This window comes from Chelatococcus sp. KU-N122, from assembly GCF_055391085.1.
This window is the reverse complement of record NZ_AP043981.1, coordinates 6,909,350-6,923,663: the sequence shown is the minus strand read 5'-3', so window position 1 is coordinate 6,923,663 and position 14,314 is coordinate 6,909,350. Positions and strand designations below refer to the sequence as shown.

The window sequence follows — 14,314 nt, the reverse complement described above, 5'->3', positions numbered from 1 at the left end:
GGCATGCCCGTCGACGCCTTCTCCCGCCGCGACATCATGAAACTGTCGGCGCTGCTGACTGCCGGCGGCGCGGCGCCGTTCCTGCGCGCCTACGAGGCCCGTGCCCAGGAGGCGGACGCGCCGGTGCGGATCGGCTACCTGCCGATCACCGACGCCACGCCGCTCCTCGTCGCCCACGGCAAGGGCTTCTTCGAGGCCGAAGGGCTTAAGGTCGACAAGCCCGTGCTGTTCCGCAGCTGGGCGCAGATCCTGGAAGCGTTCATCGCCGGGCAGGTCAACGTCGTCCACCTGCTGTCGCCGATCACCGTGTGGGCCCGCTTCTCCAGCAAGGTCCCGGCCAAGGTCGTTGCCTGGAACCACACCGGCGGCTCCGGCCTGACCGTGGGGCCGGGCATCGGCGACGTGAAGCAATTGGGCGGCAAGACGGTCGCCATTCCGTTCTGGTACTCGATCCACAACGTCGTGCTGCAGGTGCTGCTGCGCGAGAACGGCCTCAAGCCGGTGACCAAGAAGGCCGAGGCGGCGCCGGACGAAGTCAATCTCGTCATCATGGCGCCGTCGGACATGGTGCCGGCGCTCGCGGCCAGGCAGATCGCCGGCTACATCGTCGCCGAGCCGTTCAATGCCGCCGCCGAGGCGCTGGGCGTCGGCAAGGTTCTGCGCTTCACCGGCGACGTCTGGAAGGACCACGCCTGCTGCGTCGTGTTCATGCACGAGCGCGACCTGGAGCAGCGTCCGGAATGGGCGCAGAAGGTGGTCGACGCCCAGGTCAAGGCGCAGCTGTGGACGCGGGGTAATCACGCCGAGACCGCGGCGCTGCTGTCCAAGGACGGGGCCAACAAGTACACGCCGCACACGGTCGAGGTGCTGCGCAAGGTGCTGGCCCCACCCGCCACCGACGAGGCGCTCTACGTGGCCTCCGGCGCCATCCGCAATCCCGCCTGGCGCGAGCGCCGCATCGATTTCCAGCCGTATCCGTTCCCGAGCTACACCGAGGAGCTGGTGCGGCGGCTGCAAGGCACGCTGATCGACGGCGATCATCGCTTCCTCGATACGCTGGATCCGTCCGTGGCTGCGCGCGAGCTCGTCGACGATCGCTTCGTCAAACGAGCCGTCACCGCCGCCGGTGGGCTGACGGCCTTCGGCCTGACGGACGACAGCTTCGCGCGCCAAGAGCTGATCGCCGCGTGAGCGCCGCCGCGGGCGAGCGGTCGGCGCCGCCGCCGGGCACCGAGGCCGTCGCGCCCGCCGAGCGGCTGCCGGATGCGGCCGCGGTGCGCCGTTGGCGACGCGGCGTGCGCGTCGCGCTCGGTGTGGCGGGCCTTGCCGTCACCGCGGTGCTGTGGTGGCTGGGGACCGAGGTGGCGCCTGCGCCGGGCAGCTTCCTGCGCCGCTTCGCGCCCGATGCGGCCGTGGCCGCGCTGGCGGAGCTGCTGCTCCACTCCGATCTTCCCGTGCATGCGCTGGTCAGCCTGCGCCGCGTGCTGGTCGGGCTGGCACTGGCGGTCGCGGTAGGTGTGCCGCTGGGGCTCGCCGTCGGCAGCGTCAGCTTGCTGGAGGCGGCGACGACGCCGGCGTTCCAGTTCCTGCGCATGATCTCGCCCCTGTCGTGGATGCCGATCGCGGTCATGCTGTTCGGCGTCGGCGACCGGCCGATCTATGTCCTGCTGGCCTTCGCTGCCGTCTGGCCGATCCTGCTCAACACGGCGGCCGGCGTACGCCAGCTCGATCCGCAATGGCTGCTGCTGGCGCGGAGCGTGGCCGCCACCCGGTGGGAAACGCTGTCGCGCGTCATCCTGCCGGGCGTCGTCGCGCCTATGCTCACCGGGTTCCGCCTCGCCATCGGCATCGTCTGGATCGTGCTCGTGCCCTGCGAGATGCTGGGCGTCTCGGCCGGGCTCGGCTACTTCATCCTCGATACGCGCGACCGCCTGGCCTATTCGGAGCTCGCCGCCACAGTGCTGCTCGTCGGCGCCCTCGGCTTCGCGCTGGATGCCGCGGCCCGCGGGCTGTCGCGGCTGTGGTCGGGCACGGGCGAGGGCGCGTGAGAGGGCGTTTGCAATCGGAGCGGGCGCAAGCGAATAACAATCTTTCGTGGCCGGCCAACGAGAATAATTATTTCTGCGAATCCGCAGTATTCGAAAATAACGTTCTATTGCAGACAGCCTGACGTGGACGTAATTTACGCCGCGGTCGATAAAGTCGACGCATAATCATCCATAGAGCGGATTTAGCTGGACCGATGATCGTCGTTCGGGCCGTTCAGCACTGAGAGTGTGCCGTCATGAGTTTCGTCGTAGGGGCGCACCCGCAGAACCTGTCGCTGTCGATTCTCTACAGGCGCCCGCGAGCGGTGGCCGAGCTGCGCGAGCAAGGAATCGAGTTCTTCAACTATGATGCCGGCTCGCAGACCATCCCGCTGCTGAAGGCGGGGGTCCTCGATCTTGCCGGAACCGGCGCCACGCCGCCGATCCTCGCCGAAGCGGAGGGGCTGGCGACGGCGGTGTTCGGCATGTCGGGCTCCCGGCCGGAGCGGGGCGGCCTGCTCGTGCGCGCCGACTCCGACATCCAGTCCATCGCCGATCTCAGGGAGCGCGGCATCGGACTGATGCCGATCTCCTGGCACACGCAGTTTCTCGCCGCCGAGCTCGATGCCGCCGGCATCGGCTGGCGCGAGGTGCGCGCCGTCGAGATCGTCCCGGTGACGGCCGCCGATGCCTTCGTCCGCGGCCTGCTCGACGCCATCGTCGCCACCGATCCGCTCTATGCCAAGATCGCCGCACGCGTCCCGGTCCGCATTCTGGCGTCGCCCGGCCAGGCCTTTTCCAACCGCTCGGTCTACTGGGCGCGGCGGCAGTTCCTGCGCGACCAACCCGACGCCGTGCGGGCGTTGCTGGACGCGCTGATCGCCTCGGACCGCGCGACGGCCCAGGACCCGCGCGAGGCGGCGTCCCTGCTCGACGGCGTGAACGGCAACACGGCGGATGCATGGCTGCCGGCGCTGACCTCCCGGCCCTGGGGCGTCGAGGCGCCGGACGCCGGCTTCCTCGCGGAGCAGCAGGCGCACGCCGATATTTTCGCACGCTTCGGCCTCATCCCGGCACGGATCGACGCGCGGCCCACGGTCGACGCATCGTTCCTCGCCGCGCTGCGCCACTGATCGACGAAGGACGTTTGTCATGGAGGTTCTCTGGTATCTCACCGGGCCCGACGGCCATTATCCCTGGCGGCCGGACGGAGCGCGCGAGCTCAGCTACGCGTATTTCCAGCAGCTGGCCCGGGCGGTCGACCATCTCGGCTTCACCGGCGCCCTGCTGGCGACCGGCTCGCACGATGCCTGGGTGCAGGGCTCGTCCCTGATCCCCTATACGGAGAACTTCCAGCATCTGATCGCCGCCCATCCGCCGATGCTGTCGCCGACCTTGCTCGCCAAGATGATGACGACCTTCGATCAGTTCTCGAAGGGGCGGCTGCGCGTCAACATCGTCAACGGCGATGCCAAGCTGATGGCGCAGAGCGGCGTGCATCTCAGCCATGACGAGCGCTACGCCTATACGGACGAATACCTGACGGTTCTGACGGCGCTGCTGCGCGGCGAGACCGTCAACTTCAAAGGCAAGTACATCCATATCGTCGATGGCGGCCTGCCGCTGCCGCCGACGCAGAAGCCGAGCATCCCGCTGTGGTTCGGCGGCTCGTCGGACGCGGCCCACGAGGTGGCGGCCAAGCACATCGACACCTACCTGTCGTGGGGCGAGACGCCGGCGCAGGCGGAGCAGAAGATCAGGCACGTCAAGGCGCTGGCCGCCCGCTACGGCCGGGCGGACAAGATGCGCTTCGGCATCCGCCTCTACGCCATCGTGCGCCGGACCGAAGCCGAAGCATGGGCTGCGGCGCAGGATCTCTACGACCACATGGACGAGAAGGCCGTGGCCGGGGCGCAGGCCTACGTGGCCGGCATCGATTCCATCGGCCAGCAGCGCATGTCGGCCCTGCACGGCGGCCGCAAGCCGGCCGACCTGCGCGAGCTCGAGATCGCCCCTAATCTGTGGTCCGGCATCGGGCTGGTGCGGCACGGGCCGGGCACCGCCCTGGTCGGCAGCCCGGAGCAGGTGATCGACCGCATCCACGACTACCGCGCCGCCGGCATCGACGTGCTCATCGTCTCGGGGATGCCGCTGCTCGAGGAGGCCTATCGCTTCGCCGAGCTGGTGCTGCCCCGCATCACCGATAAGCGCGGCGCCGACAAGTCCATCACGTCGGCGTGGACCAAGGACCGGGACGCGGCCTGGAAGAGCGTCGCCTGAACCGCGGCGCTGCCGCCGCCGGCGCCGCGAGCGCCTGAGCAAGGATCGAGGACCAGCAATGTCGGCCGATACCGCACCATACATCGACTTGACGCCGGTGCAGGACGCGACGGGAGACCTCAAGCGTCTCTACGACGACCTCGAACGGGTCCGGGGCAAGGGGCGCGTCTCGAACCTGTTCAAGGCCTACGGCAAATTCCCGGCGCTCGGCGAGGCGAACTTCCGGCGCCTCAACATCCTTCTCGGCCAGGGCCAGCTCTCCAACAAGCTGAAGGAGGCCGTCATGGTCGCCTTGGCCGAGATCAACCATTGCACCTACTGCGTCGCCTTCCACGCCACGGCCATGCACGCCCACGGTGCCTCGCTCGACGAGATCTCGGCGGCGCGGACGTTCGATCCCGCCGGGTTGGGCCTGTCCGAGAAGGAGACGGCACTGTTCGAGTTCGCGCTCAAGGCCAACGGTGATCCGCACGGCATCACCCGGGCCGACGTCGACGCCGTGCGCGCCGTGGGTGCCAGCGACGCCGACCTGGTCGAGGTGCTGGAGACGGTCAACACCGGCAACAGCTTCAACCTGTTCGCCGGGGCGCTCAACGTCGGCGCCGACGACTTCCTCGATTATTCGCTCGAGGAGCGGCGCTTCCTGTCCGACACCGGATCGGCTGCGGCATGAGCATCCCCATCGTCGCGTCGGAGGCCGAGTTCGCGCGGGCGGTGGCTGCGCCGGGACCGACGATCGTCGAGTTCACCGGGCCGAACTGCATCATCTGCCGCAAGCTGAAGCCGATGCTGGAGGCCGTCGCGGCGCAGGCGCCGGTGTCGATCGTCGAAGCGGACGCCTCGCGTCTGCCGGCGCTGGCCGAGCGCTTCGCCATCCGCAGCGTGCCGACGCTGGTGCTGTTCCGCGCCGGCGAAGCGGCAGGGCGCAAGGTCGGCTTTTCGACTGCGGCGGAGCTGCGGCGCTGGGTCGAGGCTGACGGCGCGGCGTCCGGTGGCCACGCCGCCGAAGAGAGCAGGGCGTCATGACCATCAAGCTGATCGACGTCGCGGAAGCGCCGCGGCCGCCCGGCCCGTTTTCCCATGCCACGACGGTCGGGCCGTTCGTCTTCACGTCCGGCATGGGCGGCCTCGATCCGGAGACCGGCCAGGTGGTGTCGGACGACGTGATCGCCCAGTCCGAGCAGGCGATCCGCAATGTCGAAGCCATTCTCGCCGGCGCCGGCTGCAGCCTCCAGGACGTGGTGAAGGCGACCGTCTACCTCACGGACATGGCCGACTATGAGCGTGTGAACCGTGTCTACGACGCGGCTTTCGCGCCGCACAGGCCGGCCAGGACCTGCGTGGCCGTCTCCAGCCTGCCGGTCCGCGAGCGCATGAAGATCGAAACCATCGCCGTCAAGCCGACGGTGGGATGAACCCGCGCGGAAGGCCGGCGCGCCGTCCGTCCTACGTTGACGAAACCGGAGCATTGACATGTCGCCCCTAGAGCATGATCCCAAAAAGTGGAGACCGGTTTTTGGAGAAGATTATGCTCAAAACAATGACTTAGAGCGGGATGATGACTCGAAGAGAAATCATCCCGCTCTAAATCACCGCCTCGCAGGCATCCTTCTGGCGAGCGCGCTCGCGTTCGGCGCATCGGCGGCCGCGGCGGACACGGTGACGATCGGCCTGGCGCAGTCGGTCACCGGCGGCTCGCCGGCGCTCTACGGCATCGAGCAGAAGAACGCCGCCGAGCTCGCCGTCGACGAGGCCAATGCCGCCAAGGTGCTCGGCGACCGCAAGATCGAGCTGGTGCACCTGGACGACGGCGCCGATCGCGGCCAGACGGTCAACGTCTTCCAGCGTCTGATCGGACGCGACAAGGTGGTGGCGATCATCGGGCCGACGCTGTCGACGGGCGCCTTCGCCGCCGATCCGATCGCCCAGAAGGCCGGCGTGCCGGTCGTTGCGGCGTCCAACACGGCGTCGGGCGTCACCGACATCGGCGACTACATCTTCCGCGTCAGCCCGCCGGAGGATCGGGTCACCCCCGGAGTCCTCAAGACCGTGGTCGATCGCTTCAAGGTCAAGCGCGTGGCGCAGATCTACGGCATCGACGACCAGCTGACCAAGTCCGCCTACAACACGCAGAAGAAGGCGCTCGAAGCGCTGGGCGTCGAGATCGTCGCCACCGAGACATTCCAGCGGGGCGACGTCGAGTTCTCGGCGCAGCTCACCAAGATCAAGGCGGCCCAGCCCGATCTCATCGTTCTCGGCAGCCTGGCGGAGGAATCGGCCGGCATCCTGCGTCAGGCACGGCAGCTCGGCATCCCGAAGGAGGTGGCCTTCGTCGGCACGCAATCCTCCATATCGAGCAAGTTCTTCGAGCTGGCAGGCCCCGCGGCCGAAGGCCTGATCGCCGGAACCGCCTGGTACATCGATTCACCCGAGCCGAAGAACCAGGAATTCGTCAAGAAGTACGAGGCCCGCTTCGGCCGCAAGCCGGACATCTATTCCGCCTATGGCTACGACGCGGCGTCGCTCGTCATTCAAGCCATCAAGGAGGCGGGTTCCGACGACCGCAAGGCGGTCCGCGATAACCTGGCCAAGATCAAGAACTTTCCCGGCGTGCTCGGGCCGATCGGCTTCGACGCAGGTCGCGAGCCGCTGATCGATCCGAAGATCCTCGTCGCCACCGGCGGCCGCTTCGTCATCTTCAAGTAGCCGGAGCCGGACCGCCGATGCCGCGATCAGCACACAGGGATCCTGCGATCGTCTTGCAGCGGCCGGGAGACGGGGCACTCCTCTCCCCGCAAGCGGGGCGAGGTGCGCGGCTGCGCAGTCGGCTGCGACGGCCCAGCCTGTCAGCATCGCGGGGCGCGGATACCAGATGAGCGTCTTCCTTCAGCAGACCTTCAACGGCCTGTCGCTCGGCAGCGCCTATGCGGTCTTCGCCGTGGGCTTCACGCTGCTGTTCGGTGTCCTGAACGTGCTGAACCTGGCCCAGGGGGCGGTGTTCATGGTGGGCGCGTTCACCGGCCTCGAGCTCGTGCGCCTCGTCGCCCTGCCGCTGCCGCTCGCCTTCCTCGTCGCCATGGTCGTGGCCGGGGCGGTGTCGGTGCTGACGCAGGTCGCCGTGTTCGGCCCGCTGGAGCGGCGCGGCGGCAACCGGTGGATGGGGCTGATCGCCAGCCTCGCCGTGGCCCGGCTCCTTGTCGCCATCGCCCAGGAGGTGTTCGGCACCCAGGTGCTGCGCTACCCCTCCGAGCCCTGGATGGAGGCGAGCTGGACCATCGCGGGGGTCCGGATCCAGGGCCTGCAGGTGATCGTGCTGATCACGGCGCTGGTGGTCATGGCGGCGTTGGCGGTGCTGCTGCGCGGCACGCAGACCGGCCGCGCCATCCGTACCATGGCGTTCAATCCCAACGTCGCACGCCTGGTCGGCGTCCCCGTCCAGCGCATGACGCTGCTCACCTATTTCATCGCCGGGGCGTTGGCAGGGGCCGCGGGCGTGCAGCTCGGCGTGCTCTACAACGCCGTGTCGCCGTTCATGGGCGAGACCATCCTGCTCAAGGGCCTGACGGTGCTGATCCTGGGCGGCCTCGGCCATGTGCCCGGTGCCGCCCTGGCCGGCCTGCTGCTGGGCCTGACCGAGGTCTACAGCGTCGCCTATCTCAGCTCGTCCTTGCGTGACGCCGTCGGCTTCGGCCTGGTCTTCGCCATCCTGCTGATCCGTCCCCACGGCCTTTTCGGCCTGACGACGAGGCAGCGCGCATGAGCGATTGGCTGGCCTCCTACGAGAACGTCATCGCACTGGTGCTGCTGAACGGTATCGTCGGCATCGCCGCCTACCTGATGCTCATCGTCAACCGGTTCTCGCTGGCAACCGGCGGGCTCATGGCGATCGGCGCCTACGTCAGCGTGCTCGCCACCATGAATCTGGGGCTGCCGTTCGCGCTGACGCTCGTCCTCGGCGGCGTCGCCGCGGCGCTGATGGCGCTGCTCCTGGGCGCTCCGGTGCTGCGCATCGAAGGCGACTACTTTGCATTGGCGACGCTGGCCTTCACCGAAATCGTCCGCATCATTGCGCTCAACTGGGAGAGCGTCACCGGCGGCGCGCTCGGCATCGTCGGCATTCCCACCGAGACCCGGATCTGGCAGCTCGCCCTCGCCCTCGCGGTGCTGGTCGTGGCGGTGCTCGCCGTCCACCGCTCCGCGGCCGGCCGTGTCCTGGCCGCCGTCCGCGGCGACGAGATGGCGGCGGCCGCGATCGGCATCGACGTGGCGCGCGCCCGGCTCGTGACCTTCGTCGCCAGCGGCGCCATCTGCGGCGTCGCCGGCGCCTTCGCCGGGCACCTGAACTTCTTCATCGGTCCGTCCGACTTCGGCATGATCCGCAGCATCGACGCCATCGTCTACGCCGTGTTCGGCGGCCTCGGCGGCGTGTTGGGCCCCGTCGTCGGCGCGCTGGTCTACACCGTGCTGCCGGAGACGCTGCGCTTCTCGGCGCAGGCGCGCGAGATCCTGCTGTCGCTGGTGATCATCCTGGCGGTGTTGTTCATGCCGCGCGGCCTGATCTCGATCAACCTGCCGCTGCGGCGATGGCTGCCGCGGCCCCGTGGGCGACAGGAGAAGCTCGCGGCCGGGCAGGGGGTGGCGGCGGAATGAGCGCGCTGCTCGAGATCAGTCACGTGGCCAAGCGCTTCAACGGCGTGGTCGCCCTGGACGGCGTATCCGCCCGCGTCGGTCGTGCGACGATCACCGCGGTCATCGGCCCGAACGGCTCGGGCAAGACCAGCCTGCTCAACGTCATCACCGGCTTCTACGAGGCCGACCGCGGCAGTGTCCGCTTCGACGGTACCGAGATTGCCGGCCGGCCGCCGCACTGGATCGCCCGCCTCGGGCTGGCGCGCACCTTCCAGCACATCCGCCTGTTCGAGGGCTTCTCCGTCTTCGACAACGTGCACGTGGCCGCCGAGCGGCGCGGCGCAGGGCAGGCGCGCCGGCGTGCCGAGCAGGCGCTGGAGGTGGTCGGGCTCGCAGCCGTGGGGCAGCAGCCGGCCGATGCCTTGCCCTATGGGCACAAGCGGCGGCTCGAGATCGCGCGGGCCCTGGCGACGGAGCCCAAGATCCTGATCCTCGACGAGCCGGCCGCCGGCATGAACGCCACCGAGAAGATCGAGCTGCGCGAGCTGTTGTTCACCATCCGCGGCATGGGCAAGACCATCCTGCTCGTGGAGCACGACATGGATCTCGTGATGGGCATCAGTGACTATGTCATCGCCCTCAACTTCGGCTGCACGCTGGCCGCCGGGGTCCCCGCGGTCGTGCGCGAGGACCCGCAGGTGATCGAGGCCTATCTGGGCCGCCCCGAGGCTGCCGATGCCTGAGCCCGCCCATGAACGCTCCGCCGTGCCGTTGCTGGCGCTCACCGGGCTCGAGGTCAGCTACGGGCAGGTGGCGGCCGTCCGCGGCGTCGATCTCACGGTGCACGAGGGCGAGATCGTCGCGCTGATCGGCAGCAACGGCGCCGGCAAGACCACGACCTTGTCGGCCATCGCCGGCCTGCTCAAGCCCAAGGGCGGGTCGATCATGCTGCGCGGCCACGCCGTCACCGGGCAACCGCCGGAACGGCTCGTCGGCCTCGGCGTGAGCCTGGTGCAGGAGGGGCGCCAGGTGGTGCCGCAACTGACCGTGCAGGAGAACCTGCGCATCGGCGCCTATCTGCGGCGGGACGACGTCGACGCCGACATGGAGCGGATCTACGGCATCTTCCCGCGGCTCAAGGAGCGGCATCGCCAGCCCGCAGGCTCCCTGTCCGGCGGCGAGCAGCAGATGCTGGCCATCGGCCGCGCGCTGATGGCGCGGCCGAGCCTGCTGCTCCTGGACGAGCCGTCGATGGGCCTTGCTCCGCTGGTGATCGAGCGCATCTTCGAGGTCATCCGCCAGATCAACCGCGAAGACGTGACGATCGTCCTGGTGGAGCAGCAGGCCGTGCAGGCGCTGCGCGTCGCCCATCGCGCCTATGTGCTGGAGAACGGCAGCATCCGCCTGTCGGGCCCCGCGGCGGAGATCCGCGCCAACCCGGAGGTGATCGATGCTTATCTGGGCGGCCGCCGGCAAGCGGTTTAGCGCGCGAGTTCTAGACGTAGGGCATCGGGCCAGGGGTATTATTTCTAGTAGCCCGTAGAACATTGGAATTTATTCGCGCCGCGCCCGGGTATCATTGTCATGTTGACACGCGGATCTCGGCCGCAAGGCGCGAACGAATGACGATGGACTTCAACCCCTCCGACGTGGGTGGCCATGGGGGCCTGGGCGAGCTCGCCAGAGCCGTGCCCCTGCGCGACACGAGCCGCAGCACGGACGAGGCCGAGGTCTGGCGCGAGCTGCGGGCCGAAGCGGAAGCCGCCCTGATCGAGGAGCCGCTCTACGCCGGCCTCGTGCAGGCGACCATCCTCGATCAGAAGAGCCTCGCCCACGCCTTCGCCTACCGGCTGGCCCATCGCCTGGGCGACGGCGACCTGTCGCGTCTCGCCATGCGTGACCTCTGCCTGTCGGCCTTCGAGGCGGACCCGCTGGCGGGCGCCCACGCGGTCCGCGACCTGGTCGCTATTCGTGAGCGGGACCCGACCTGCCGGCGCTATCTCGACCCGTTCCTGTTCTACAAGGGCCTGGCGGCGCTGGAGGGCTACCGGGTCGCTCACTGGCTGTGGCAGCAGGGCCGGGTGACGCTCAGCCTGCACGTGCAAAGCCGGATCTCCGAGGTGTTCGGCGCCGATATCCATCCGGCGGCGCGGATCGGCTCGGGGGTGTTCATCGATCATGCGACCGGCGTCGTGATCGGCGAGACCACGGTGATCGCCGACGATGTGTCGATCCTGCAATCGGTGACGCTGGGCGGCAACGGCAAGGAGAGCGGCGACCGCCATCCCAAGATCGAGCGCGGCGTGCTGCTGAGCGTGGGCGCCAAGGTGCTCGGCAACGTGCGCATCGGGGAGGGCGCCAAGATCGCGGCAGCCGCGGTGGTCCTGCACGACGTGCCGGCGCACGCCACCGTCGCCGGGGTGCCCGCCAAGGTCGTCTCCCGCGCGCTCAACGGCGAGGATCCTGCGCTCAGCATGGACCAGTTCTTCGGCGACGGCATTTGAGAGGCGTCGACGTCCGGGCGGTGCAGTCCGCGGCGGCCCGTCAACAGGGAGTGTGCGATGAAAAGTTTATTCCGCAGCCTGCTGGTGGCGGCTGCGCTCGCCGGCGGCGCCGCGCCCGCCGCGGCCGAGGGCGTCATCCGCATCTCCGAGCAGTTCGGCACGCTCTATGTCCCGTTCCATATCCTGCGCGACCAGAAGCTCATCGAGAAGCACGGCAAGGAGCTGGGCCTGGACATCCGGGTCCTGTGGCACAAGCTCTCGGGGGGCAGCGCCGTCAACGATGCCCTGCTGTCCGGCACCGTCGACATCGCCTCCGCCGGCATCGGGCCGTTCTTGACGATTTGGGATCGGACCAGGGGGGCGGTGAAGATCATCGGCGCCTTTGGCGCACAGCCGAGCTATCTCCTCACCAACAAGCCGAACATCAACAGCCTGAAGGACTTCGGCCCCGACGACCGGATCGCCACGCCGGCCGCCGGTGTGTCGGTGCAGGCGCGGACGCTGCAGATTGCCGCGGAACGGGACTTTGGCGAGGGCAACCAGGGCAAGCTGGACGCCATCCAGGTGTCGCTGCCGCATCCGGATGCGACGGCGGCGCTGCTCTCGGGTTCCACGGAGATCACGGCGCACCTGTCGAACTCGCCCTACCAGGAGCGGGCGCTGAAGGACCCCAAGATCCACAAGATCTGGTCGTCGTACGATGTGCTGGGCGGACCGTTCACCCCGACGCTCGCCTATACGACGGTCAAGTTCCGCGCCGAGAACCCAAAGACGTATGAGGCCTTCTACCGCGCCTTCGCCGAGGCGACGGAGATCGCTGGCCGGGACCGGAAGCTGGCGGCTGAAACCTACGTGAAGATCGAGAAGTCGAAGCTGGATCCGGTCTTCGTCCAGGAGGTCATCTCCAGTCCGGAGGTCCAGTTCACGCTGACACCGCTGCGGACGGAAAAGTTCGCCAACTTTCTCTTCAAGACGGGAGCCATCAAGACCAAGCCCGATAGCTGGAAGGACTACACCTTCCCCGAGCTGCACGGCCAACCGGGCAGCTGAGCCGATGGGCGTCGCCGCTTCGCCGCTTGATCGGGTGGGGCCCGTCTCCTCGCCCCCGGTGCTGGAAGCGGACGGACTGACGCTCGACTACGACAACAGCGGCGCAACGGTTCGGGCGGTCGACAACGTCAGCTTCTCCATCGGCGAGGCGGAGCGGCTCGTGCTGCTCGGCCCTTCCGGCTGCGGCAAGTCGTCGATCCTGAAGGCTGCGGCCGGCTTCCTCAAACCGGCGGCTGGCATGCTGACGGGCCGGCCGGTGACCGGCCCCGGACCGGACCGCATCGTGGTGTTCCAGGAATTCGATCAGCTGCTGCCCTGGAAGACGGTGATCGACAATGTCGCGTTTCCGCTGCGTCTGGCGCGCAAGCTGCCCCGGGATGAAGCGCGCGAGCGCGCGGCGACGGCGCTCAGGCGGGTCGGACTCGAGCGCGTGCTCGAGCAATTTCCGCATGCGCTGTCCGGCGGCATGAAGCAGCGCGCCGCGATCGCCCGCGCGCTCGCCACCAATCCCGACATCCTGTTGATGGACGAGCCGTTCGCGGCGCTCGACGCCCTGACACGGCTGCAGATGCAGCGCGATCTCGTGGAGATCGCCGACGAGATCGGCATCACCGTGCTGTTCGTCACCCACGCCATCGACGAAGCCGTCATCCTCGGCACCCGCCTCCACCTGCTGAGTGCCCATCCGGGACGGACGATCGGCATCTTCGATACGGCCGGCTTCGGCGCCGCCGACATGGGCTCCGCTCCGTTCCAGCGGGTGCTGCGCGACGTGCATGCGGCCCTTTTCGACCGGGACGCGTCGCCATGAGCGACGTGACGGTCGAGGCCGAGCGCGAGGGCCACGCCGGCGCGGCCGCACCGCCGGCCTCCGGTCGGCAGTGGTGGCCGCGTCTGCTGCAGTCGCTGGCGTTTCGGCGGCTCGTGGTCCTGGCCGCGCTCGCCGCGATGTGGGAGATCGCCGCGCGGCTCCAGGGCAACCCCATCCTCTTCCCCAGCTTCGTGGAGGCGGCGCGGGCCTTTGTCGATGCCAGCCTGAACGACGGCCTCCTGTGGTCGGCGGCGGGCTCGCTCGTCCTGCTGCTGAAAGGCTACCTCGTGGCGCTCGCCATTGCCGCGGTGCTGGTGTCCCTGGCCGTCGCCAACGGCTTCTTGCGGGATGCGCTGCAGACGGTGGCGGCCATGCTGAGCCCCTTGCCCGCCATCGCGCTCCTGCCGCTCGCCATGCTGTGGTTCGGCTTGGGCGAAAAAAGCCTGCTGTTCGTGCTGGTCAACGCGGTGTTGTGGCCGTTCGCCGCCGCCGCCTTGCAGGGCTTCGAGGGCGTGCCCGAGACGCACCGCCTCGTTGGGCGCAACTATGGGCTCAAGGGGCCGGCTTACGTCTGGCATATCCTCGTGCCGAGCGCATTGCCGTCCCTGATCTCCGGCATGCGGGTCGGCTGGGCGTTCGCCTGGCGTACGCTGATCGCGGCCGAGCTCGTCTTCGGCGTCAGCTCAAGCTCCGGCGGGCTCGGCTGGTTCATCTTCCGGGCGCGCAACGAGTTGTTGACCGACCGCGTCTTCGCCGGTCTCGCCACGGTGATCCTGATCGGCCTCCTGGTCGAGGCCGTGGTGTTCCGCGGCCTCGAGAGCATGACCGTGCGGCGGTGGAAGATGCTGCGGTGAGGCCGACCGCGGCGCTCCAACATGATCCCCAAAAAGTTGGCCCCACACGTGCGCGCCGGATGCAACGTAGCGGTAGGGGGCGCTATTAAAATAGAAATTCGCGGCGCCCCGTAGATATAGACGTATTTGCCGCGTGCCGATGAAATATAGAAGATTAAA

Annotated in this window: 16 protein-coding genes; all 16 read left to right on the top strand. The window is 68.6% G+C overall.

The window, feature by feature from the left end; translation table 11 throughout:
• Nucleotides 1-3 precede the first annotated feature (3 nt).
• The 16 genes from ACZ5PO_RS31355 to ACZ5PO_RS31280 all read left to right on the top strand — a co-directional run bounded on the left by ACZ5PO_RS31355 (nt 4) and on the right by ACZ5PO_RS31280 (nt 14,155).
• On the top strand, nt 4-1,191 hold the full coding sequence (locus ACZ5PO_RS31355; protein ID WP_464186385.1) for an ABC transporter substrate-binding protein: 1,188 nt from the start codon (nt 4-6) through the stop codon (nt 1,189-1,191).
• Entirely contained in the window at nt 1,188-2,048 is an 861-nt protein-coding gene (locus ACZ5PO_RS31350; protein WP_464186384.1) for an ABC transporter permease, read from the top strand. The genes ACZ5PO_RS31355 and ACZ5PO_RS31350 overlap by 4 nt, the downstream gene beginning before the upstream one ends.
• A gap of 236 nt (nt 2,049-2,284) precedes the next feature.
• Complete coding sequence (locus ACZ5PO_RS31345; protein WP_464186383.1) at nt 2,285-3,160, top strand: ABC transporter substrate-binding protein; 876 nt, start codon at nt 2,285-2,287, stop codon at nt 3,158-3,160.
• Nucleotides 3,161-3,179: 19 nt separating this feature from the next.
• Nucleotides 3,180-4,307: an LLM class flavin-dependent oxidoreductase gene (locus tag ACZ5PO_RS31340; RefSeq protein ID WP_464186382.1), complete on the top strand. Its 1,128-nt coding sequence runs from the start codon at nt 3,180-3,182 to the stop codon at nt 4,305-4,307.
• A gap of 58 nt (nt 4,308-4,365) precedes the next feature.
• Entirely contained in the window at nt 4,366-4,980 is a 615-nt protein-coding gene (locus tag ACZ5PO_RS31335; RefSeq protein ID WP_464186381.1) for a carboxymuconolactone decarboxylase family protein, read from the top strand.
• The gene (locus ACZ5PO_RS31330) at nt 4,977-5,333 is read left to right on the top strand and encodes a thioredoxin family protein (RefSeq protein ID WP_464186380.1); all 357 of its coding nucleotides are present in this window, start codon (nt 4,977-4,979) and stop codon (nt 5,331-5,333) included. The genes ACZ5PO_RS31335 and ACZ5PO_RS31330 overlap by 4 nt, the downstream gene beginning before the upstream one ends.
• Nucleotides 5,330-5,722, top strand: a complete 393-nt coding sequence (locus tag ACZ5PO_RS31325) for a RidA family protein (RefSeq protein WP_464186379.1) — start codon at nt 5,330-5,332, stop codon at nt 5,720-5,722. Before ACZ5PO_RS31330 ends, ACZ5PO_RS31325 begins: the two co-directional genes overlap by 4 nt.
• A gap of 244 nt (nt 5,723-5,966) precedes the next feature.
• Nucleotides 5,967-7,013, top strand: a complete 1,047-nt coding sequence (locus ACZ5PO_RS31320; protein ID WP_464186378.1) for an ABC transporter substrate-binding protein — start codon at nt 5,967-5,969, stop codon at nt 7,011-7,013.
• Between the two features lie 166 nt (nt 7,014-7,179).
• Entirely contained in the window at nt 7,180-8,067 is an 888-nt protein-coding gene (locus ACZ5PO_RS31315) for a branched-chain amino acid ABC transporter permease (protein WP_464186376.1), read from the top strand.
• On the top strand, nt 8,064-8,957 hold the full coding sequence (locus ACZ5PO_RS31310; protein WP_464186375.1) for a branched-chain amino acid ABC transporter permease: 894 nt from the start codon (nt 8,064-8,066) through the stop codon (nt 8,955-8,957). Before ACZ5PO_RS31315 ends, ACZ5PO_RS31310 begins: the two co-directional genes overlap by 4 nt.
• Complete coding sequence (locus ACZ5PO_RS31305) at nt 8,954-9,679, top strand: ABC transporter ATP-binding protein (protein WP_464186374.1); 726 nt, start codon at nt 8,954-8,956, stop codon at nt 9,677-9,679. Before ACZ5PO_RS31310 ends, ACZ5PO_RS31305 begins: the two co-directional genes overlap by 4 nt.
• A 28-nt stretch (nt 9,680-9,707) precedes the next feature.
• The gene (locus tag ACZ5PO_RS31300; RefSeq protein ID WP_464197130.1) at nt 9,708-10,421 is read left to right on the top strand and encodes an ABC transporter ATP-binding protein; all 714 of its coding nucleotides are present in this window, start codon (nt 9,708-9,710) and stop codon (nt 10,419-10,421) included.
• Between the two features lie 143 nt (nt 10,422-10,564).
• Entirely contained in the window at nt 10,565-11,440 is an 876-nt protein-coding gene (cysE, locus tag ACZ5PO_RS31295; RefSeq protein ID WP_464197128.1) for a serine O-acetyltransferase, read from the top strand.
• Between the two features lie 57 nt (nt 11,441-11,497).
• Nucleotides 11,498-12,490 (top strand): ABC transporter substrate-binding protein, encoded by a 993-nt coding sequence (locus tag ACZ5PO_RS31290; RefSeq protein ID WP_464186372.1) that lies wholly within the window; start codon nt 11,498-11,500, stop codon nt 12,488-12,490.
• A 4-nt stretch (nt 12,491-12,494) separates the two neighbouring features.
• Nucleotides 12,495-13,301 carry an ABC transporter ATP-binding protein gene (locus tag ACZ5PO_RS31285; protein WP_464186371.1) on the top strand — a complete coding sequence of 269 codons (807 nt, stop codon included), beginning with the start codon at nt 12,495-12,497 and terminating at the stop codon, nt 13,299-13,301.
• Nucleotides 13,298-14,155 carry an ABC transporter permease gene (locus ACZ5PO_RS31280; RefSeq protein WP_464186370.1) on the top strand — a complete coding sequence of 286 codons (858 nt, stop codon included), beginning with the start codon at nt 13,298-13,300 and terminating at the stop codon, nt 14,153-14,155. Before ACZ5PO_RS31285 ends, ACZ5PO_RS31280 begins: the two co-directional genes overlap by 4 nt.
• The last annotated feature ends 159 nt before the right edge of the window (nt 14,156-14,314 follow it).

Bases quoted from the DNA above. Each gene is read 5' to 3' on its own strand.
- ACZ5PO_RS31355 (WP_464186385.1), top strand. From the start codon at position 4: ATGCCCGTCGACGCCTTCTCCCGCCGCGACATCATGAAACTGTCGGCG.
- ACZ5PO_RS31345 (WP_464186383.1), top strand. From the start codon at position 2,285: ATGAGTTTCGTCGTAGGGGCGCACCCGCAGAACCTGTCGCTGTCGATT.
- ACZ5PO_RS31340 (WP_464186382.1), top strand. From the start codon at position 3,180: ATGGAGGTTCTCTGGTATCTCACCGGGCCCGACGGCCATTATCCCTGG.
- ACZ5PO_RS31335 (WP_464186381.1), top strand. From the start codon at position 4,366: ATGTCGGCCGATACCGCACCATACATCGACTTGACGCCGGTGCAGGAC.
- ACZ5PO_RS31330 (WP_464186380.1), top strand. From the start codon at position 4,977: ATGAGCATCCCCATCGTCGCGTCGGAGGCCGAGTTCGCGCGGGCGGTG.
- ACZ5PO_RS31325 (WP_464186379.1), top strand. From the start codon at position 5,330: ATGACCATCAAGCTGATCGACGTCGCGGAAGCGCCGCGGCCGCCCGGC.
- ACZ5PO_RS31315 (WP_464186376.1), top strand. From the start codon at position 7,180: ATGAGCGTCTTCCTTCAGCAGACCTTCAACGGCCTGTCGCTCGGCAGC.
- ACZ5PO_RS31310 (WP_464186375.1), top strand. From the start codon at position 8,064: ATGAGCGATTGGCTGGCCTCCTACGAGAACGTCATCGCACTGGTGCTG.
- ACZ5PO_RS31305 (WP_464186374.1), top strand. From the start codon at position 8,954: ATGAGCGCGCTGCTCGAGATCAGTCACGTGGCCAAGCGCTTCAACGGC.
- cysE (WP_464197128.1), top strand. From the start codon at position 10,565: ATGGACTTCAACCCCTCCGACGTGGGTGGCCATGGGGGCCTGGGCGAG.
- ACZ5PO_RS31290 (WP_464186372.1), top strand. From the start codon at position 11,498: ATGAAAAGTTTATTCCGCAGCCTGCTGGTGGCGGCTGCGCTCGCCGGC.
- ACZ5PO_RS31285 (WP_464186371.1), top strand. From the start codon at position 12,495: ATGGGCGTCGCCGCTTCGCCGCTTGATCGGGTGGGGCCCGTCTCCTCG.
- ACZ5PO_RS31280 (WP_464186370.1), top strand. From the start codon at position 13,298: ATGAGCGACGTGACGGTCGAGGCCGAGCGCGAGGGCCACGCCGGCGCG.